We start from the raw sequence: 19,190 nt of genomic DNA on the forward strand, positions 1-19,190 counted from the left end.
CGACTGGCTCCACACCTACAATCACCACCGCGGACACACCGCACTCGCAGGCAAGCCACCCGCCAGCCGCGTTCCCAACCTCACGGGCCAGAACAGCTAGCCGACGGGTCCGAGCCGGTGACGCGGACTCAACTGACGGTCTCGTCGGGGCGGTCGGCCGCGTCCTTCCGGGCCGCACCGCCCCGGCCGCGTCCGCTCGGCGTGCCTTCGCCAGGTACGCCGTTGCCCGGTGCGCCGTCGGCCGGCGGGTCCGGCTCGGGCGTGCCCTCGGCCTGCGGGGCGTCGTCCGGGTGGTCCTCGTCCAGTGGGTCGACGGTCCGGGCCGGTCGGCCGGACGACACGATGACCCGCTGAACCCTGGGCCTGGTGCGCCAGTTGACCCGCCGTACGTCGCGGGCCAGCGCGCCGGGCCGCCAGAGCTCGATCACGGTGGTCACGGCACCCAGCACGATCCCGGCGGCCAGCCAGCCGCCCAGCACGTCGCTGGGCCAGTGCACACCGAGCGCGATCCGGGTCCAGCCGATGGTCAGCACGGTCGCCGCCGCCACCGCGGAGGCGGCGGTCCGGCCCCGGCGGCGGACCCGGTACCAGAGCAGACTGACCAGGACGGCGCAGGTGATCGTCGAGGCCATGGCGTGGCCGGAGGGGAAGGCCGGGCCGCCGGCGTGCGAGACCGGGTCGGAGAAGCCGGGCCGCGCGCGGTCGAAGGCCAGCTTCAGGGCCCACTGGGCGCCCCAGCCGACCAGTGTCTGGGCGGCCACCCAGCCGGCCAGCACCCGCGCGCCGATCAACCAGAGCCAGGCGGCGGCGATTCCGAGGAGTGTACGCATCGTGACGGTGCCGCCGATGTCCGAGAGCGTCTGCACCGAGGCGGTCCAGATCCGGTGTTCCCGGGCGTAGATGTGCAGTTCGTCGGTCCACTCCTGGTCGAAGCGTTCCAGCGGGCGCCAGTGGCCCGTCACCAGGGCCGCCAGGAGACTGAACAGTGCGGCACAGACCAACATGACCGCGGCGTCCCGCAGGAGACTGCGATTACGCGCAGTGGCGGAGGTCGTGCTGTTGGTCAGGTGCATGGCTGACACCTTCCCAGTGTCCTGTGCCGATCGGGAGCTGGAGCGATAGCGATTCGGCATCGTTTGTGCGGAGGTCCTGCGTGCGCCGGGGCGTGGGCGCGGGCGTGCGGGCGGGGGTGCGCGGGAACGCCGGCGGCCGTTCGCGGGTTCAACCAGTAGGCGACCGGCGCGTGAGGGTCGGGTGAAGAAATCGCTCCGTGAACGGTCGCCGGAATGCACGGGTCGTGCCCGAGTGGTCACCGAGCGTCCAAAGCTGGAGTGAAAACCGGCAGGATACTGCATCACCGGGAAGAATCGGAGTGACTTGGGAATGTTGTCCGGAATCTGTTCGTTGGATCGTTACGTGTGAGCCCCGTGGGGCCCGCACTTCTTGCCCTCGGGGCAGGCAGGCAGACCTCGGCAACACCAGCAAAGGGAGCAAGCATGGCCACCCGTGCCGTCGTTCGCGACAGGGCCGACCGGACTCGCGCGGCCCGCCCGACCAACCTTGAGGCCGACCGTGACCTGGTCGGCATGTACCTCGACGAGATCGCCAGGACGCCCCTGCTCGATGCCGCCGAGGAGGTCGAGCTCTCGCTGCGGATCGAGGCCGGGGTGTACGCCCAGCATCTGCTGGACGAGGACGAACTCCCCGACGGCATCACGCGCGAGGAGCTGGAGACGATAGCCGCCGACGCGGAGCGCGCCAAGGACGTCTTCATCCGTTCCAACCTCCGGCTCGTGGTCGCGGTCGCCCGCAGGTACCCGCGCAGCGGCCTCCCCCTGCTCGACCTCATCCAGGAGGGCAACGCGGGCCTGGTGCGCGCCGTCGAGAAGTTCGACTACGCCAAGGGCTTCAAGTTCTCCACGTACGCGACGTGGTGGATCCGGCAGGCGATCACCCGGTCCATCGCCGACCAGTCCCGCACCATCCGGCTGCCCGTGCACCTGGTGGAGGAGCTGGGGCGGATCCGCCGGGTGCAGCGCGAGAAGTCCAAGGAACTGGGGCGCGAGGCCGAGCCGGCCGAGATCGCGGCCGAGTTGGACACCACCGAGGCCCGGATCAAGGACGTGCTGGACTGGGCGCGTGACCCGGTCAGCCTGAACATGTCGGTGGACGACGAGGGCGAGACCCAGTTCGGCGACCTCGTCGAGGACACCGGGGCGACGTCCCCCGAGGACGCCGTGATGGTGATGCTCCGCCGTGAGGAACTGGACGACCTGATCGGGCGGTTGGACGACCGCACGGCCTCGATCATCCGCTCCCGCTACGGGATGGAGGACGGCCGCGAGCGCACCCTCACCGAGGTGGGCAAGCAGCACGGCCTCACCCGTGAGCGGATCCGGCAGATCGAGAAGCACGCGCTGGCCGAGCTGAAGAAGATCGCGGACCACGCGGGCTTCGAAGCGGCCTGACCGGCCCGAGCCCGGCCGGTCGCCCGCGCCCGGCCGTCGGGCCCGCCCTGACCAGCCCGTCCGCCGGCCTGCCGGACGGATCTGCCGCCGCCCGCCCGGGCCCCGGTACGGAGCGCTCCGCACCGGGGCCCGAGTCGTGCCACGGGGCTCTTAGGCTGGAGGGACAGGACGGGCGGCCAGGACGACGCGAACGACGGAGTGGACAGGGTGAGCGAGCAGGGGCAGGAACAGCCGGCGGAGCAGGGCACGGGCGAGGTCCGGGACCAGAGCCGGAACCAGGGCCAGGGCCAGGACCAGAGCGGGAACCAGGACCCGACCCGGGACGGCGAGCCGCAGCAGAAGCCCGCGGCCAAGGCCCGGCTGGTCTTCCGGGACCCGCTGGACCAGCAGTCCCGGGACGACACCGACACCGGCTGGGGCGAGCGCTCCGGGGCGGGGGAGAGCGGTGGGCGGGGGCTGGACTGGTACCTGAGCCAGCGCCCGCCGCACCACGGGGGCTGAGGGGCGGACGGGGAAGGTCTGCGCGTCAGCGCAGGGGCGCGACCAGCGCGTCGCGGATCTCGGTCAGTAGTTGGACCTCCTTGGCTTCGGCCTCCGCCGCGACCTCCCCGGGGGTCTTGCGGCGGGCCGCCATCCGGTTCATGGGCACGATCAGGACGAAGTAGACGACGGCCGCGGTGATCAGGAACTGCAGGGCGGCGCTGAGCACCGATCCCCACAGGATCTGGACCCCGGAGGTGACCTCACCGGTCGGGCTCACCACACAGGGCCCCTTGAGGCAGGAACTGTAGGAGCCCAGGTCCTTCGTTCCGAAGACGCCGATGATCGGGTTGATCACGCCCTTCACGAAGGCGTTGATGATGTTGGTGAAAGCCGCGCCGATGACCACGGCGACGGCGAGTTCGACGACATTTCCGCGCAGCAGGAATTCCTTGAAGCCCTTCATGCCGCCTCGAACGACGAAGTCGTTGCCGGGTTACGGGTGATCTTCCGCAGTCCCGGATTGACAACCCGTCCGGCCCAGCGCGCCCCCGCCGGACGGCGGCAGGCCGGCCCGCGCGGGCCCGAGCGCGAGCGCGGCGGCCACCGCGAGCAGCACCAGCGCGGGCACTCCGGCCCGTCGCCGGACCGCGCTGCGCAGACGGTGCCACCCGCCGCACCCGCGCCGGATCGGCGGGAAGCTGGGCACCTCCTGCCGGGGTGGAACGGCGGGGGCGGGCAGCGGGACGGAGAAGCCCACGGTCGTCATCGACGCACCTCCGGAGGGTCCGGCAGCCGACCCCCGGTGGGCCGGCTGACCACCCACACGATGCGCGCTCGGGCCGGGCCCGGAAAGCCGTTTCCCCAGCCTGTGGACAAACCCGCCCCTGTGGACGACTTCGTGCACCCACACCGGTCGGCCGGGTCCTCCGGAGTTGACGAAAGCGGGCCGAACATATGCGGAAAGGCCCGCCGCCCCCGCGTGGAAGCGGGGTCGACGGGCCTTTCCGAGGACTGCTGTGCGCCGGGATTCCCTCCGGGCGCCCGGGTCAGCTCGCGGCCGGAGCCGGGCTGGAGGGGGCCGAGGAGCCCGTGCCCGACGCGGGGGCCGAGGAGGTCGTCGTCGACGAGGTCGAGGACGACCCGGAACCGACCGAGCTGCTGGAGGAGGAGCGGCTGTCGGTCCGGTAGAAGCCGGACCCCTTGAACACGACACCCACGGCCGAGAAGACCTTGCGAAGCCGTCCCTGGCAGTCGGGGCACGTGGTCAGTGCCTCGTCGGTGAACTTCTGCACCGCCTCCAGGCCGTTGCCGCACTCGGTGCACTGGTACTGGTACGTGGGCACTTGTCTTCCTCCTGGCACTCTCGCCTGATGAGTGCTAACGATGGTCAATGATGCGGCATTCCGCGGGATCAGTCCAGCGACTCCGGTGTGAGATCGGCCCCGCCCCGGCCCGGGATCGGCCGCGAACCACCGCCCCGCTCAGCCCTTGGCCGCGCCCACCAGCTGCGCAGCACCGGCGGACTCCACGGAGCCCGCCGCGGAGCCGGCGACGATCCGGTTCGAAGTCCGCGGCGCCACCAGCAGGTGCCGCAGCGAGAACAGCGCGAGCAGCCCCAGGCCGGCGCCGACCAGCGGCACCAGGAACCCGGTGGACGGCCCGTGCCCGTCGATCAGCCGGCCCGCCACCATCGAGCCGACCGCGAGCCCCAGCCCGATGGCGCCGGTCAGCCAGGTGAAGGCCTCCGTCTTGGCGCCGTCCGCGACCAGCGTCTCGACCAGGGTGTAGCCGCTGATCAGGGTCGGCGCGATGGCCAGGCCGCAGACCAGCCCGGCGACGGTGAGCGCGACCAGGTTCGGCATCGCCCACAGCGTGGAGCAGCCCAGCACCAGCAGCGCGTAGCTGATCAGCATCCGCTTGTGGACGGGCCGCCGCCAGGCGATCACGCCGTAGAGCACGCCGGCCAGCATCGAGCCGCCCGCGAAGATCCCGTACACGGTGCCGCCCGCGTCGTGCTGCCCGACCGAGTCGGCGAAGGCGTTCACCGAGACCTGCATGCCGCCGAACACCGCGCCGACCCCGAGGATGGAGCCGGCGAGCAGCCGCACGCCGGGGGAGGCGATCGCCGAGACGCGCTCGGCGCCGGGCTGCGGCACGATCCGGGCCGGGGCGGTGCGCCGCTGGGCGGCGAAGGCCAGGCCGCCGACGACGGTCAGCGCGGCCTCGGCGACCAGGGCGGTCGCCGGGCTCGCCATGGCGGCGATGCCGGAGGCCAGGATCGGGCCGATCACGAAGGTGAACTCGTCGGTCACCGACTCGAAGGCGAACGCGGTGCTGACCCGGGCCGCCGAGGCGTCGGACGGGCCGTCGGCGGTGAACCGGGCGACCCAGCGGGCCCGGACCATCGCACCGATCTGCGGGACGCTCGCACCGGCCGGGACGGCGGCCAGGAACAGGCTCCAGGCCGGCGCGTGGCCGAGCGCCAGCGCGATCAGTACGCCGACCGAGGCGCCGTGCACCAGGACGGTCGGGACGAGCACCGAGGCCTGGCCGTACCGGTCGGCCAGCCGCCCGGTCTGCGGCCCGACCAGGGCCTGGGCGACGGCGGCGACGGCGGTGACCGTACCGGCGGTGCCGTACGAGCCGTGGGTCTTGGAGACGAGCAGCAGGATGCCCATGCTGAGCATCGCGTACGGCAGTCGCGCGACGAGGGCCGGGGCCAGGAAGGTCCAGGCTCCGGGGGTGCGCAGCAGCTCGCCGTACCCGACGCGGGCGGGGGCCTGGGCTGCGCTGGTGTCCGCGGTGCTGTCCGCGGAGGTATCGACCGTTCGGCGGGCCGTCACGGTCGGTCCTTCCTGCTGCCTGGTAGCGCGGCAGGGCATGGTGTGGCCCCGACGGCGCCGAGAGTCGTCCTCTCGCGCGTCGACCGGGGTAGATACCGGGTCGGCCCGGTGTGGTTGCCGGGGGCCGGACCGCGGCCGCCGAGCGGTCGCGCCAACTCTGCGTCAGGCAGATGCTGGGGGTGGTCTAGCGGTGGTTATACGGCGTGGTCGAACCAGCATACAGTTACGCGCGTAGATCCCGCCAGCCCACCCCGCCCCGAGCACCCCGGAGGGCTCGGAGCGCCCCAAGCACCCCAGGCGCCCAGAGCGCCCCGGGCTCACCGCCCGTTGAGCCACCCCGCGAGCTTGCCGCCCCGGTCGACGGCCCGCAGTCGCCGCTCCGCGGCCTCGCTGACGTCGTCCGTGGTGACCACCAGCAGCTCGTCCCCGCCGCGCAGCACCGTCGCCTTGTCCGGCACGAAGGAGTTGCCCTCGCGCACGACCAGGGTGACCGCCGCGCCCTTGGGCAGCCGCAGCTCGCCGATCTCCACGCCGGACATCCGGGAGGTGGGGGAGAGCGCGACCGACAGCAGGTGCCCGTGCAGCTTCTCCAGCGGGGCGGACTCGATGCCGAGGTCCTGGCCCATCGCGCCCTCGCCGATCCGCAGCCGCTTGGCCACCCACGGCAGGGTCGGCCCCTGGAGCAGGGTGAAGACGACGACGAGGATGAAGACGATGTTGAACACGTCCTCGGCCTGGTGCGCGCCCGACACCACCGGGATGGTGGCCAGCACGATGGGCACCGCCCCGCGCAGCCCGGCCCAGCTCAGCAGCGCCTGCTCGCGGGCCGGCACCTTGAAGGGGGTCAGCGAGACCACCACCGACAGCGGCCGGGCCAGGAAGACCAGCACGCCGCCTATGACGAGCGCGGGCACCACCGCGGACCCCATGGTCGCGGGCGTGCAGAGCAGGCCGAGCAGGACGAACATGCCGATCTGCCCGATCCACGCCAACCCGTCGGCGAAACCGCGGACGGCCGGGCCGTGCGGCAGCTTGGAGTTCCCGAGGATCACCGCGCAGATGTAGACGGCGAGGAAGCCGGAGCCGTGCAGCAGCGCGCCGCCCGCGTAGGCGAGCACGGTGAGCGCCATCACGGCGATCGGGTAGAGGCCCGAGGAGGGCAGCGCGACGTGCTTGATGCCGAAGGCGCCGAGCTTGCCGACGGCGAGGCCGATCGCCGCGCCGATCGCGAGTTCGGCGAGGATCGTGCCGATCAGGACGTACCAGGGGTCCAGCTCGCCGGTGGTGGCGAAGGCCACGACCAGGATGACCACGGGCGCGTCGTTGAAGCCGGACTCGGCCTCCAGCAGACCGGTGAGCCGGTGCGGCAGCGGGACCATCCGCAGGACCGAGAAGACGGCCGCCGCGTCGGTCGAGGAGACTATGGCGCCGAGCAGCAGCGAGGTCCGCCAGTCCAGGCCGACCAGCCAGTGCGCGCCGGCCGCGGTGGCGAACACGCTGATCCCGACGCCGACGGTGGCCAGCACGGTGGCCGCCGGCATCACCGGCTTGATCTCCCGCCAGCTGGTCTTGAGACCGCCCTCGGCCAGGATCACCACGAGTGCCGCGTAACCGATCACCTGGGTGAGCTCGGCGTTGTTGAAGGTGAAGCCGACTCCGTTCTGGCCCAGCGCCACGCCGATCCCCAGATAGATCAGCAGGCTGGGCAGCCCTGATCGGGTGGAGATCCGCACGGCGACCACCGCGAAGAGCAGGATCACGGAGGCTTCGAGGAGGAGCTGGTTCAGGTGGGAGACGTTCACGCAGTGGCACCTCGGGCAGGCAGGGGCGGACGGGGTGTCAGGGTGGTGCTGAGGGGTCGACCCGTTAAGAAGGCGTCAATGCTCCCCTTGCGGATCGTTACGCAGTCTAACATTTTGCCATATCTTTAGCTTGGTCCCCCGTTCACAGTGCTCGGCAGACTCGGCCTAATGTGGTTCCCTGTCACGGCCGCTGGCCCTGGACACGCCCGCCCGCCCCGAAGTCAGGACCGCAAGGACCCAGATGCCCCGCTCGAAGAAGTTCCGGCGCGCCCGTCTGTTCGTGATCGTGCTGGTCGTGCTGCTGGTGGCCGGCGTCGGCTACGGCGGCTACCGCGGGGTCTCCGCGGTCCGCGCGTCCTTCCCGGAGGTGGACGGCAGCGTCAAGGTCGCGGGCCTGACCGCGCCGGTCGACGTCAAGCGGGACGCCAACGGCATCCCGCAGCTGTACGCCGACACTCCCGAGGACCTGTTCCGCGCCCAGGGCTACGTCCAGGCGCAGGACCGCTTCTGGGAGATGGACGTCCGACGCCACATCACCGCCGGCCGGCTCTCCGAGATGTTCGGTGACGGCCAGGTCGACACCGACGCCTTCATCCGCACCATGGGCTGGCGGCAGGTGGCGCAGAAGGAGTTCGACACCAAGCTGTCGCCGGAGACCAAGAAGTACCTGCAGTCCTACTCGGACGGCGTGAACGCCTGGCTCGCCGAGCACCCCGGCGGTGCGAAGGCCTCGCTGGAGTACACCCTGCTCGGCGTCGTCAACAGCGGCTACGAGCCCGAGCAGTGGACCCCGGTCGACTCGGTGGCCTGGCTCAAGGCGATGGCCTGGAACCTCTCCGGGAACCTCCAGGAGGAGGTCGACCGCTCGCTGCTGGCCCAGGACTTCACCCCGGACAAGATCGCCGAGCTGTACCCGGACTACCCGTACACCCGCAACGGCACCATCGTGAAGACCGGCACCGTGGCCGGCGACGCCTACCGCCCGGCCGACGGCTCCGCCCAGCCGGGCACCGGCAACGGCACCGCCACCGCCCAGGGCGAGGCCACCACCAAGGCGATGCTGCAGAGCCTCACCGACCGGATCGACGGGATGCCGCAGCTGCTCGGCCGCCCCGGCCAGGGCATCGGCTCCAACTCCTGGGTGGTCGCCGGCTCCCACACCACCACCGGCAAGCCGCTGCTGGCCAACGACCCGCACCTCGGCCCCGGCCTGCCCTCGGTCTGGTACCAGATGGGCCTGCACTGCCGGACGGCCTCCCCGGCCTGCCAGTTCGACGTCTCCGGCTTCACCTTCGCGGGCATGCCCGGCGTGATAATCGGCCACAACAAGGACGTCGCCTGGGGCTTCACCAACCTCGGCGCCGACGTCACCGACCTCTTCCTGGAGAAGGTCACCGGCCCGGACACCTACCAGGTCGACGGCAAGGACGTGAAGTTCGACCTCCGCAAGGAGACCATCAAGGTCGCCGGCGGCGAGGACCGCACCATCACGGTCCGCACCACCCAGACCGGCGCCCCGCTGATCTCCGACCAGAGCAACGAGCAGCAGAACGTCGGCAAGTACGCCCCCAACGGCACCTCCGCGCCCGACCGCGGCACCGGCGGCTACGGCGTCGCCCTGCAGTGGACGGCGCTCAGCCCCGGCAAGACCATGGACGCCGTCTTCGAGCTGGACAAGGCGAAGAACTGGGACGACTTCCGGGCCGCCGCCAAGGACTTCACCGTCCCCGCGCAGAACCTGATCTACGCCGACGCCAAGAACATCGGCTACCAGGCTCCGGGCACGATCCCGGTCCGCGGCAAGGGCGACGGCACCTACCCCGCGCTGGGCTGGGACTCCGCGTACCAGTGGAAGGACCCGATCCCGTTCAACGCGCTGCCGTGGAGCCTCAACCCCTCCTCCGGCTACATCGTCACCGCCAACCAGGCCGTGGTGGACCCGAGCTACAAGTACAGCCTCACCAAGGACTGGGAGTACGGCACCCGCGCCAAGGAGATCACCGACCAGATCGAGGGCCTGCTCAAGAACAACGGCAAGATCTCGCCGGACGACATGCAGACCCTGCAGCTGGACAACACCAACGTGATGGCCAAGACGCTGGTCCCGCTGCTGCTCAAGCAGCAGATCGACGACCCGTACGTCCGCGAGGCGCAGGACCTGCTGAAGGACTGGAACTACCACCAGGACGCCGACTCGGCCGCCGCCGCCTACTACAACGGCGTCTGGCGCCAGCTGCTCACCCTCGCCTTCGGCCAGAAGTTCCCGGCCGACCTCCGGGCCAAGGACAACTGCCTGCTGGTCCGCCAGCAGGACGACCCCACCAAGCCGGACAGCACCACCAGGATCGTCACCGAGTGCGGCACCCGTGACCCGGCCAAGGCCCAGCCGGACGGCGGCGACCGCTGGACCGAGGTGGTGCGCGACCAGCTGGAGAAGCCCGACAGCTCGTGGTGGACGTACATCGACTCCCAGCACAACGTCCAGAAGGGCCTGGACAACCTGCTCAAGGAAGCGATGAAGAACGCCCGCCAGGAGCTGACCTCGCTGCTCAGCAAGGACGTCTCCACCTGGAGCTGGGGCCGGCTGCACAAGCTGGAGCTCAAGGAGCAGACCCTGGGCACCGACGACTCCTCGATCGCCTCCGGCGTGCTCCACAAGCTGCTCAACCGCGGCCCGTACCGCCTCTCCGGCGGCTCGGCGGCGGTCGACGCGGCCGGCTGGAACGCGGCGGCCGGCTACCAGGTGGACTGGATCCCGTCGATGCGGATGGTGGTCGACCTGAACGACCTCGACGCCTCGCGCTGGATCAACGTCGGCGGCGCCTCCGGCCACGCCTTCCACGAGAACTACAACGACCAGACCGACCTCTGGCTCAAGGGCAAGCTGCTCACCTGGGCCTCCAGCCCGGACGCGGTCGAGAAGGCCACCAAGCACAAGCTGGTGCTCACCACCGGCTGACGCCCGGACGGACACCCGGCGGCCCCGCTCCCACCCCGGAGCGGGGCCGCCGCCGTTTCCCGGGCCCGCAGCCGCTCCCGGCGGGCGAGCCCGTTCCGCCGTCAGCCCAGCCGCCGCACCCCCGACGGCGTGACCGCCAGGTCCACCGGCCGGTCGTGCGGCTCGGCGGGCACCCGCTCCAGCAGCTCGTGCTCGTACAGCAGCACCGCCAGGACCGGCCGTACGCCCGCCCGCCCCAGCCGGGCCAGCACCCGGTCGTAGCTGCCGCCGCCCCGGCCCAGCCGCAGCCCGCCGCGGTCCACCGCCAGTCCCGGCAGCAGCACCACCGAGGCCCGGGTGACCGCCTCCGGCCCGAGCCGGGGACCGACCGGCTCCAGCAGTCCGCGCCCGGCCGGGGCCAGCTCCCCGGGCCCCGCGTACTCGGCCCAGTCCAGGTCGTTGTCGGCCAGCAGCACGGGAAGCAGCACCCGCACCCCGCGCGCCCGCAGCTCGTCCAGCAGCGGCCTGGTGCCCGGCTCGGCGCCGACCGAGACGTACGCGGCCACCGTGGCGCCCGGCCCGGCCAGCTCCCCGGCGTGCCCGGCCAGCGCGAGCGCCGTCGCGGTGCGCTCCTCGGCGGAGAGCCCGCGGCGCCGCGTCAGCAGCCGTGTCCTCAGGTCGCTCTTCTCGTTGTGCACCGGATCCTCCACGTCTCCAGACCGCCGACGCGCAGAGCCTGCCACGCGAAAGGGCGCCCCGATTGTCCACCCCGCTGCTGGTCCAGGCCCTGGCCGCGCTCAGCGTCCCCGCACTGGCCGGCGCCACCGCCCTCGGAGTGCGGGTCCGGCGGGTCCGGGCCGGGGCCGCGGCCGGGACGGAGCGGCTGCGGGAGCGGATCGCCGAGCTGGAGGCCCACTGCGCCGAACTGGAGCGCACCGCGTCCTGCGACCCGCTCACCGGCGTGTGGAACTACCGCCACCTGCAGCTCACCCTGGACCGGGAGATCGAACGGTCCCGGCGCGCCGAGCACACCGACCCGGGCGACGGCCCCCGCCCGCTCGCCGTGCTGATGCTGGCGATCACCGGCTTCGACGCGGTCGTCGCCGAGCACGGCCGCGGCCGGGCCGGCGCGATACTGCGCGACCTCGCCCAGCGCCTCGCGATGGAGATCCGCCGGGCCGACACCCTCGGCCGGTACGGCGGCGAGGAGTTCCTGGTGGTGCTGCCCGACACCGGGGCCGAGGGCGCCGTGCAGGTCGCCGAGCGGCTGGTCTGGTCGGTCCGCCGCCACCTGCTGCTCGACTGGTCCTCCGGGACGCGCGAGTCCCGCCCGGTGCGCGGCAACGGCCTCACCGCCGCCGCGGGCATCGCCGTGCTGCCCGAGGACGGGGCCCACGCCGCCGTCCTGCTGCGCGCGGCCGACACGGCGCTGGCCGAGGCCCGGGCGGCCGGCGGCGACTGCTGGCGGATCTCGCCGCGCCACGGCGACCTGCCCGCCACCGGGCTTCCCCGGCCGGTCGATTCCGGGCCGGAGCACGGTCCGACTGCCGAACGTGACCGTTCGGGAAAGCCGGGTAGTCTGTCGGCCTGTGCCGGAGGGGACCCCCTCGCCCAGCCGGTCCCATCCCATACGCCAGCCTCTGTGGCCGTGCCCCGCGACGTGCTGTCCTAGCCGTCCGACCGCGCTCGGCCGGGCGAAAACGTGCCTGAGTAAGGTAAACGCATGACGACGACCAACTCCCGAGTTCCGGTAACCAAGGCCGTGGTACCCGCGGCCGGACTGGGCACCCGCTTCCTCCCGGCGACCAAGGCCACCCCGAAGGAGATGCTGCCGGTCGTCGACAAGCCGGCGATCCAGTACGTCGTCGAGGAGGCCTCCGCCGCAGGCCTGTCCGACATACTGATGGTCACCGGCCGCAACAAGCGCGCGCTGGAGGACCACTTCGACCGTGCCTACGAGCTGGAGGAGCTCCTCGCGCGCAAGGGCGACCAGCAGCGCCTGGCCCGGGTGCGGGAGTCCGTCGAGCTGGCCAACATGCACTACGTCCGCCAGGGGGACCCGAAGGGCCTCGGCCACGCCGTCTCGGTCGCCGAGCAGCACGTCGCCGGCCAGCCCTTCGCCGTCCTGCTCGGTGACGACCTGATCGACCCGCGCGACCCGCTGCTCTCCCGGATGATCGAGGTCCAGCAGGAGCTCGGCGGCTCGGTCGTCGCCCTCATGGAGGTCGACCCCTCCCAGATCCACCTCTACGGCTGCGCCGCCGTCAAGGCCAACGGCTTCGGCGAGGACGTCTTCCAGGTGACCGACCTGGTCGAGAAGCCCGAGCCGGGCGAGGCCCCCTCGAACTACGCCGTCATCGGCCGCTACGTCCTCGACCCGCTGGTCTTCGACGTGCTGCGCGAGACCCCGCCCGGCCGCGGCGGCGAGATCCAGCTCACCGACGCCCTGCGCGAGCTCACCACCCGCGAGCCCGCCGACGGCGGCCAGGTGCACGGCGTGCTCTTCAAGGGCCGCCGCTACGACACCGGCGACCGCGCCGACTACCTGCGCGCTATCGTCCGTCTGGCCGCCGAGCGCGAGGACCTGGGCCCGGAGTTCCGCTCCTGGCTGCGGGAGTTCGTCGGCTCCGAGATGCAGGACTGACACGACAGAGAGCGAGCCGCCGATGACCGGGTCCACCGAGCACAGCACCACGCCCGCAGCCTGCTGCGACGCCGGAACGGACCCGGCACCGGCGGCCCCCCGCCTCTGGACGGTGGACGAGCACCTCGCCGACGTGCTCGCCGCCGTCGGCCCGCTGCCCGCGATCGAGCTCCGGCTGCTCGACGCCCAGGGCTGCCGGCTCGACGAGGACGTGGTCGCCGCCGGCGACCTGCCGCCCTTCGACAACAGCTCGATGGACGGCTACGCCGTCCGCACCGCCGACACCGAGGGCGCGACCGACGCCTACCCCTCGGTGCTCTCGGTGGTCGGCGACATCGCCGCGGGCGCGGACGAGCTGCCCAGGGTCGGCCCCGGCCAGGCCGCCCGGATCATGACCGGCGCCCCCGTGCCGCCCGGTGCCCGCGCCGTCGCCCCGGTCGAGTGGACCGACGGCGGCACCGGCACCGGCGTGGCCGCCGCCGCGATGACCGCGCCCGTCCCGGACGAGGAGGTCCGCGTCCTGCGCCCGGTCGCCGAGGGCGCGCACATCCGCCGCCGCGGCAGCGACGTCGCCGCGGGATCGAAGGTCCTGGAGGCCGGCACCCGGCTCGGCCCCACCCAGCTCGGCCTGCTCGCCGCGATCGGCCGGGCCACCGTGAAGGTCCGCCCGCGCCCGCGGGTCGTGGTGCTGTCCACCGGCAGCGAGCTGGTCCAGCCCGGCGAGCCGGTCGGCCCCGGGCAGATCGCCGACTCCAACAGCTTCACCCTCACCGCCGCCGCCCAGGAGGCCGGCGCCATCGCTTTCCGGGTCGGCGCCGTCCCGGACGACGCCGACCGGCTGCGCGCCGTCCTGGAGGACCAGCTCGGCCGGGCCGACCTGATCGTCACCAGCGGCGGGGTCAGCGTCGGCGCGTACGACGTGGTCAAGGAGGTCTTCGAGACCTACGGCGGCGTCGACTTCCGGAAGCTGCGGATGCAGCCCGGCAAGCCGCAGGGCTTCGGCCGGATCGGCGACGCGCCCGGGGTGCCGCTGCTCGCCCTGCCCGGCAACCCGGTGAGCGCCTACATCTCCTTCGAGCTGTTCGTCCGCCCGGTCATCCGCACCATGCTCGGCGCCGCCGACGTGCACCGTCCGGTGGTCCGCGCGCTCTGCCCGGCCGCGCTGCGCTCCCCGGCCGGCCGTCGGCAGTTCCTGCGCGGCCGCTACTCGGCGGCGGACGGCACGGTCGAGCCGGTCGGCGGCGCCGAGTCGCACCTGGTCGGCGCGCTGGCCCGGGCCGACTGCCTGATCACCGTCCCCGAGGACGTCACCGACCTGCCCGCCGGCAGCGAGGTCGACGTGGTGCTGCTGGACTCCTGAGCGCCCGGGGAGTCACGGAGTTGTACGGTAGCGCGGTACTTCGACCTGCGCGCCCCTGGAGCCACCCGTGACGACACCTCCCCCCGGCGACCGCCTCACCCACGTCGACGACCAGGGCGCGGCCCGCATGGTCGACGTCTCCGAGAAGGCCACCACCGCGCGCACCGCCGTCGCGGCCGGACGGGTGAGGGTCTCCCCGAAGGTGGTCGAGCTGCTGCGCGGCGAGGGCGTGCCCAAGGGCGACGCCCTCGCGGTGGCCCGGATCGCCGGGATCATGGGCGCCAAGAAGACCCCGGACCTCGTCCCGCTCTGCCACCCGATCGCCGTCTCCGGCGTCAAGGTCGACCTCGCCGTCGCGGACGACGCGGTGGAGATCACCGCCACCGTGAAGACCGCCGACCGCACCGGCGTCGAGATGGAGGCGCTGACCGCCGTCGCGGTGGCCGGGCTGACCGTCATCGACATGGTCAAGGCCGTGGACAAGGGCGCCACCATCGAGTCCGTCCGGGTGCTGAGCAAGACCGGCGGCAAGAGCGGCGACTGGTTCGCGCCGGAGGTGGACGCATGACCGCGTCGGCCGGGAGGGCGCTGGCCGTGACCGTCTCCAACCGGGCCTCGGCCGGTGTCTACGCGGACAAGGGCGGCCCGCTGCTGGTGGCCGGCCTGACCGCGATGGGCTTCACCGCCGACGGCCCCCGGGTCGTCCCGGACGGGGAGCCGGTGGAGGCCGTGCTGCGCGAGGCCGTCGCGGCCGGCTACGACGTCGTGCTGACCACCGGCGGCACCGGCATCTCGCCGATGGACCTCACCCCGGAGATGACCGCCCGGGTGATCGACCGGCAGATCCCCGGCATCGCCGAGGCCATCCGTGCGTACGGCCGGGAGAAGGTGCCCACCTCGGCGCTCTCCCGGGGGCTCGCCGGGCTCGCCGGACGTACCCTGATCGTCAACCTGCCGGGCTCGACCGGCGGCGTCAAGGACGGTCTGGCCGTCCTGGAGCCGCTGCTCGCCCACGCCGTCGACCAGCTCGGCGGTGGGGACCACCCCCGGCCCGACGCCCCGGCCCCCGGGGCTCCAGAATCCAGGAGAGGGCACTGAACGCCGGCTGGCCGGTAGAACTCCACGAGGGGGAGGTCGCGCTGCGCCCGATCCGGGCCCGCGACCAGCGCGACTGGCAGGAGGTGAGCCGCCGCAACCGGGACTGGCTGCGGCGGTGGGAGGCCACCGTGCCGCCCGGCCCGGCCGGCCAGACCGCCGGGCCCCGCCCGACCTACCGGCAGATGGTCCGCTTCCTGCGCGGCGAGGCCTCGGCGGGCCGGATGCTGCCCTTCGTGGTGCTCTACAAGGGCGAGCTGGTCGGTCAGTTGACCGTCGGCGGGATCACCTGGGGCTCGATGTGCTCGGCGAACATCGGCTACTGGGTCGACGAGGCGGTGGCCGGCCGGGGCATCATCCCGGCCGCCGTGGCGCTTTCGGTGAACTACTGCTTCCGCACCCTCGGACTGCACCGGATCGAGGTCTGCATCCGTCCGGAGAACGCCCCGAGCCGGCGCGTGGTGGAAAAGCTCGGCTTCCGCTCGGAGGGAATCCGCCCGCGCTATCTCCACATCGACGGCGATTGGCGCGACCACCTGGTCTACGCGCTGACCGACGAGGAGGTTCCGGAGGGGATGCTGGAGCGCTGGCGCGCGCTCAGTTCCGGACACCGGCCAGGTAATTGAATATATGTTCGAATGAAATATCGATATGGCATCGGCCCGGTGGCGGACCGTCACAAATACCGGCAAAATAGTCGGAGAATCAGCTTGATCACACGACACGCCGGGCCAAATTGCTGCCAGGCCTTCCCGGCGCCCGTACGGTGTGAATCGTGAGCAGTAGCGGCCTTATCTACGCCGTCATCGTAGGGGCCTGGGCCGCCTATCTGGTGCCGATGTGGCTCCGCAGGCAGGACGAACTCAACGAGGCGCGCCCGACGGAACGCTTCAGCACCGCCATCCGCCTGCTGGCCGGGCGTTCGGCGCTGGAGCGGCGGGCAGCCCGGGCCCTGGGCGACGAACCGCGTGACGACGAGCACAGCAACGACGGCCCTCCCGGACGGGACGAGGCCGCCTCCGGCGACCCCGCGGCGCGGGAACCCGAACCACCGGCGGAGCGGGCGGCCGAACGGCCGGCCCCGGCGCCGCAGGTCGGGGTCGAGCGCCGGGCGCGGCTGCTGGCCCGCCGGCGCCGGATGGTCACCGGTCTCTTCCTCTGCTTCGCGCTCGGCGCGGTGGTCGCGGCGGTGGCCGGACTGGCCTTCCTCTGGGTCCCGGCCGTTCCCGCGGCCCTCCTCACCCTGTACATCGGCCACCTGCGCAAGCTGGAGCGCCAGCGGTACGAGGTGAAGCTCGACCGCGTCCGGGCCGCCCAGGCGGCCGAACGGCTGCGCAAGCGCGAGCAGCAGCGCGTCCCGGCCCCGACGGCCGACGCTGCCCCGGCCGAGGCGCCGGCGGGGGCGGAGCCGGCCCCGGCCACGCCCGCCGAGGAGCGCGCCGCGCGCCGACCGCACCTGCGGCTGGCCGCCGACCCGGAGGAGGCCACCGTCTCGGTGCCCTCCGCCTCCGCGGTGGCCGAGGCGACCGAGCACGAGGAGTGGGTCGACGGCATGCGCGAGCGCGGCGCGGCCGGCCCGGACTCCTGGGAGCCGGTGCCCGTCCCGCTGCCGACCTACGTCACCGCGCCGGTCGCTCCCCGGGTCTCCCGGGGCCTCGACCTGTCGGCCCCCGGCACCTGGACGGCGGGCCGCCCCGCCGAGTCCCGCAGCACCCCGCTCTTCGACCAGTACGCGGAGCCGCAGGTCACCGAGTCCCGCCCCCGCGCGGCCAACGAATGACCCCGGCCACCCCCCGGTCGGCGCCGCCACCGGGGGGTGGTCACGGACCACCTCCGAAAGGTGCTAGAGTTTCTTCTCGTTGGGGCTGTGGCGCAGTCCGGTAGCGCACCTCGTTCGCATCGAGGGGGTCAGGGGTTCGAATCCCCTCAGCTCCACCCAACGGATCGGCTCCGGCCGGTCCACCGAATCCCGCCGGGAGGCAACTCCCGGCGGGATTTCGCGTTTTGTGGCGCGGGGGTCGTCACGGGTCGGTCCGACGGCCCGTTGTGGTCGAGATCACAACACCTTCCGGGGGCGGTTTCTGACGCGGTTTGGGCCTCAGAGGGGTCGGTTATGGTGGGTTGGCCCAGACGCTGACGACGGAACGATCTGGTCTATCTCAACGGGGTGCCATCGCGGTGCGCGAGTTCGGTCTGACACGGTGGGCGCGGCAGTCCGGCCCGGACGAATCCGGCGGCACCCCGGAAACCGGAAGATCGAATTCCTGGACCCTCGCGGCGGCCTGCGCGGCCGCCGTGTCACTGGCGGTGTTCGCCTGCTTCCGGCACGCCCACGGGGCCACCATGGTCGACATGCTGGTCTACCGGGCCGAGGGCCAGGCCGTCGTCCGCGGCCAGGACCTGTACGCGATGCGGCTGCCCGGCTGGGACCTGCCGGCCACCTACCCGCCGTTCGCCGCGATGCTCTTCGTGCCGAGCACCTGGTTCGACGTGAGCACCCTGCGCGTGCTGGTGATGCTCCTCAACTACGGGCTGCTCGCCCTGGCGGTGCACCTGTCGCTCAAGCTGGCCGGATGGGCCAGGCACAACCGGCCCGCCGTGGTGATCCTGGCGACCGGCCTGGGCATCTGGCTGGAGCCGGTGTTCACCACCTTCCAGTACGGCCAGGTCAACCTCGGCATCCTCTGCCTGGTGCTGTGGGACCTGACCCGCTCGGACCGCAACCGGTTCAAGGGCGTGGGCATCGGCCTGGCCACCGCCATCAAGATCACCCCGGGCCTGTTCGCGGTCTACCTCTTCCTGACCGGCCGGGTCCGGGCCGCACTGGTCTCGGCCGGCACGTTCGTGGCGGCGGGCCTGATCGGCTGGATCCTGCTGCCCGACGCCTCGTACGGGTTCTGGACCACGTACCTCTGGGACCCGAGCCGCGTCGGCGTGACCGTCCTGGTGGACAACCAGTCGCTGCGCGGAGCCGTCTGCCGGCTGCTCGACGTCAACGACCCGGGCCTGGTCGGCCTGGCCGCCTCCGCGCTGGTCGGCGCCTTCGGACTCGGGGTGGCCGTGCTGGCCGGGCGCTCGGCGCGGGTGCTGCGCCGGGCCGACGCCTGGGGCGGGGTCTGCACCGCGTTCACCGCCCTGCTGGTCTCGCCGATCAGCTGGACCCACCACTGGGTCTGGTGCGTCCCGCTGATCGCCCTGCTGGTGGTCGAGGCCCGGACCAGGGCACGGCAGGTCCTGCTCGGCGTGACCCTCCTCGTGTTCCTCTCCCACGTCATGTGGACGGTGCCGCACCGCTGGGGCCGCGGGGTCGCCTGGTACTGGCAGCTGCCCGGCGCGATCTACCCGCCGATCGGGATCGCCGTCCTGGTCGTCCTCGGGGTGCGGCTGTACCGCGCCCGGCGACAGGCCGTCGATGCCACCGGCGGCGGTGCCTGGGCGCTGCTGGCCGCCAAGCTCGACCGCGATCCCGCGCTGACGAACCGGACCTGACGGACCGGACCCGACCCACCGGGCCCGCCCCACCGGACCCGACGGACCCAGACCGGACGGATCAGACC

The 19,190-nt window shown here is 72.7% G+C and carries 18 protein-coding genes, 1 tRNA gene and 1 pseudogene; 13 read left to right on the plus strand and 7 right to left on the minus strand.

Annotated features, from left to right (window positions below; all coding sequences use genetic code 11):
- Positions 1-100 (plus strand): annotated as a pseudogene (locus ABT048_RS36705) (IS481 family transposase); the annotation flags it as partial.
- A 28-nt stretch (positions 101-128) separates the two neighbouring features.
- On the opposite strand, the gene ABT048_RS36710 reads toward ABT048_RS36705, so the two are convergent.
- Positions 129-1,073 carry a phosphatase PAP2 family protein gene (locus ABT048_RS36710; RefSeq protein ID WP_350525956.1) on the minus strand — a complete coding sequence of 315 codons (945 nt, stop codon included), beginning with the start codon at positions 1,071-1,073 and terminating at the stop codon, positions 129-131.
- Positions 1,074-1,496: 423 nt separating this feature from the next.
- Between ABT048_RS36710 and ABT048_RS36715 the strand changes: the two genes are divergently transcribed.
- Positions 1,497-2,468, plus strand: a complete 972-nt coding sequence (locus tag ABT048_RS36715; protein WP_350525957.1) for a sigma-70 family RNA polymerase sigma factor — start codon at positions 1,497-1,499, stop codon at positions 2,466-2,468.
- Between the two features lie 207 nt (positions 2,469-2,675).
- Complete coding sequence (locus ABT048_RS36720; RefSeq protein WP_350525958.1) at positions 2,676-2,969, plus strand: hypothetical protein; 294 nt, start codon at positions 2,676-2,678, stop codon at positions 2,967-2,969.
- Positions 2,970-2,994: 25 nt separating this feature from the next.
- Here ABT048_RS36720 and mscL read toward each other — a convergent pair whose 3' ends face one another.
- From mscL to ABT048_RS36745, 5 genes are all read right to left on the minus strand, one after another.
- Positions 2,995-3,414, minus strand: a complete 420-nt coding sequence (mscL, locus tag ABT048_RS36725; RefSeq protein ID WP_350525959.1) for a large conductance mechanosensitive channel protein MscL — start codon at positions 3,412-3,414, stop codon at positions 2,995-2,997.
- A 30-nt stretch (positions 3,415-3,444) separates the two neighbouring features.
- The gene (locus ABT048_RS36730; RefSeq protein ID WP_350525960.1) at positions 3,445-3,717 is read right to left on the minus strand and encodes a hypothetical protein; all 273 of its coding nucleotides are present in this window, start codon (positions 3,715-3,717) and stop codon (positions 3,445-3,447) included.
- A 280-nt stretch (positions 3,718-3,997) separates the two neighbouring features.
- Positions 3,998-4,294, minus strand: coding sequence for an FmdB family zinc ribbon protein (locus ABT048_RS36735; RefSeq protein ID WP_350525961.1), 297 nt, complete (start codon positions 4,292-4,294; stop codon positions 3,998-4,000).
- A 138-nt stretch (positions 4,295-4,432) separates the two neighbouring features.
- Positions 4,433-5,794 (minus strand): MFS transporter, encoded by a 1,362-nt coding sequence (locus ABT048_RS36740; RefSeq protein ID WP_350525962.1) that lies wholly within the window; start codon positions 5,792-5,794, stop codon positions 4,433-4,435.
- A gap of 317 nt (positions 5,795-6,111) precedes the next feature.
- Entirely contained in the window at positions 6,112-7,596 is a 1,485-nt protein-coding gene (locus ABT048_RS36745; RefSeq protein WP_350525963.1) for a potassium/proton antiporter, read from the minus strand.
- Between the two features lie 241 nt (positions 7,597-7,837).
- On the opposite strand from ABT048_RS36745, the gene ABT048_RS36750 reads away from it, so the two are divergent.
- Positions 7,838-10,555 carry a penicillin acylase family protein gene (locus ABT048_RS36750; protein WP_350525964.1) on the plus strand — a complete coding sequence of 906 codons (2,718 nt, stop codon included), beginning with the start codon at positions 7,838-7,840 and terminating at the stop codon, positions 10,553-10,555.
- Between the two features lie 101 nt (positions 10,556-10,656).
- Here the strand turns inward: ABT048_RS36750 and ABT048_RS36755 are convergent, their stop codons facing one another.
- On the minus strand, positions 10,657-11,232 hold the full coding sequence (locus ABT048_RS36755; RefSeq protein WP_350525965.1) for a 5-formyltetrahydrofolate cyclo-ligase: 576 nt from the start codon (positions 11,230-11,232) through the stop codon (positions 10,657-10,659).
- Positions 11,233-11,294: 62 nt separating this feature from the next.
- Between ABT048_RS36755 and ABT048_RS36760 the strand changes: the two genes are divergently transcribed.
- The 9 genes from ABT048_RS36760 to ABT048_RS36800 all read left to right on the plus strand — a co-directional run bounded on the left by ABT048_RS36760 (position 11,295) and on the right by ABT048_RS36800 (position 19,122).
- Positions 11,295-12,206, plus strand: coding sequence for a GGDEF domain-containing protein (locus ABT048_RS36760; protein WP_350525966.1), 912 nt, complete (start codon positions 11,295-11,297; stop codon positions 12,204-12,206).
- 51 nt (positions 12,207-12,257) lie between these two features.
- Positions 12,258-13,178, plus strand: coding sequence for a UTP--glucose-1-phosphate uridylyltransferase GalU (gene galU, locus ABT048_RS36765; protein ID WP_350525967.1), 921 nt, complete (start codon positions 12,258-12,260; stop codon positions 13,176-13,178).
- A gap of 22 nt (positions 13,179-13,200) precedes the next feature.
- Positions 13,201-14,538 (plus strand): molybdotransferase-like divisome protein Glp, encoded by a 1,338-nt coding sequence (gene glp / locus ABT048_RS36770; RefSeq protein ID WP_350525968.1) that lies wholly within the window; start codon positions 13,201-13,203, stop codon positions 14,536-14,538.
- 127 nt (positions 14,539-14,665) lie between these two features.
- Positions 14,666-15,106 carry a cyclic pyranopterin monophosphate synthase MoaC gene (gene moaC, locus ABT048_RS36775; protein ID WP_350526000.1) on the plus strand — a complete coding sequence of 147 codons (441 nt, stop codon included), beginning with the start codon at positions 14,666-14,668 and terminating at the stop codon, positions 15,104-15,106.
- Positions 15,103-15,636: a MogA/MoaB family molybdenum cofactor biosynthesis protein gene (locus ABT048_RS36780; protein WP_350525969.1), complete on the plus strand. Its 534-nt coding sequence runs from the start codon at positions 15,103-15,105 to the stop codon at positions 15,634-15,636. The genes moaC and ABT048_RS36780 overlap by 4 nt, the downstream gene beginning before the upstream one ends.
- Entirely contained in the window at positions 15,633-16,259 is a 627-nt protein-coding gene (locus ABT048_RS36785) for a GNAT family N-acetyltransferase (protein ID WP_350526001.1), read from the plus strand. The genes ABT048_RS36780 and ABT048_RS36785 overlap by 4 nt, the downstream gene beginning before the upstream one ends.
- 149 nt (positions 16,260-16,408) lie before the next feature.
- Positions 16,409-17,413, plus strand: a complete 1,005-nt coding sequence (gene sepX / locus ABT048_RS36790) for a divisome protein SepX/GlpR (protein WP_350525970.1) — start codon at positions 16,409-16,411, stop codon at positions 17,411-17,413.
- A gap of 81 nt (positions 17,414-17,494) precedes the next feature.
- Positions 17,495-17,568, plus strand: a tRNA-Ala gene (locus ABT048_RS36795).
- A gap of 243 nt (positions 17,569-17,811) precedes the next feature.
- Complete coding sequence (locus ABT048_RS36800) at positions 17,812-19,122, plus strand: glycosyltransferase 87 family protein (RefSeq protein WP_350525971.1); 1,311 nt, start codon at positions 17,812-17,814, stop codon at positions 19,120-19,122.
- Positions 19,123-19,190 lie beyond the last annotated feature (68 nt).

Source organism: Kitasatospora sp. NPDC096140 (assembly GCF_040303045.1).
Classification (GTDB): domain Bacteria; phylum Actinomycetota; class Actinomycetes; order Streptomycetales; family Streptomycetaceae; genus Kitasatospora.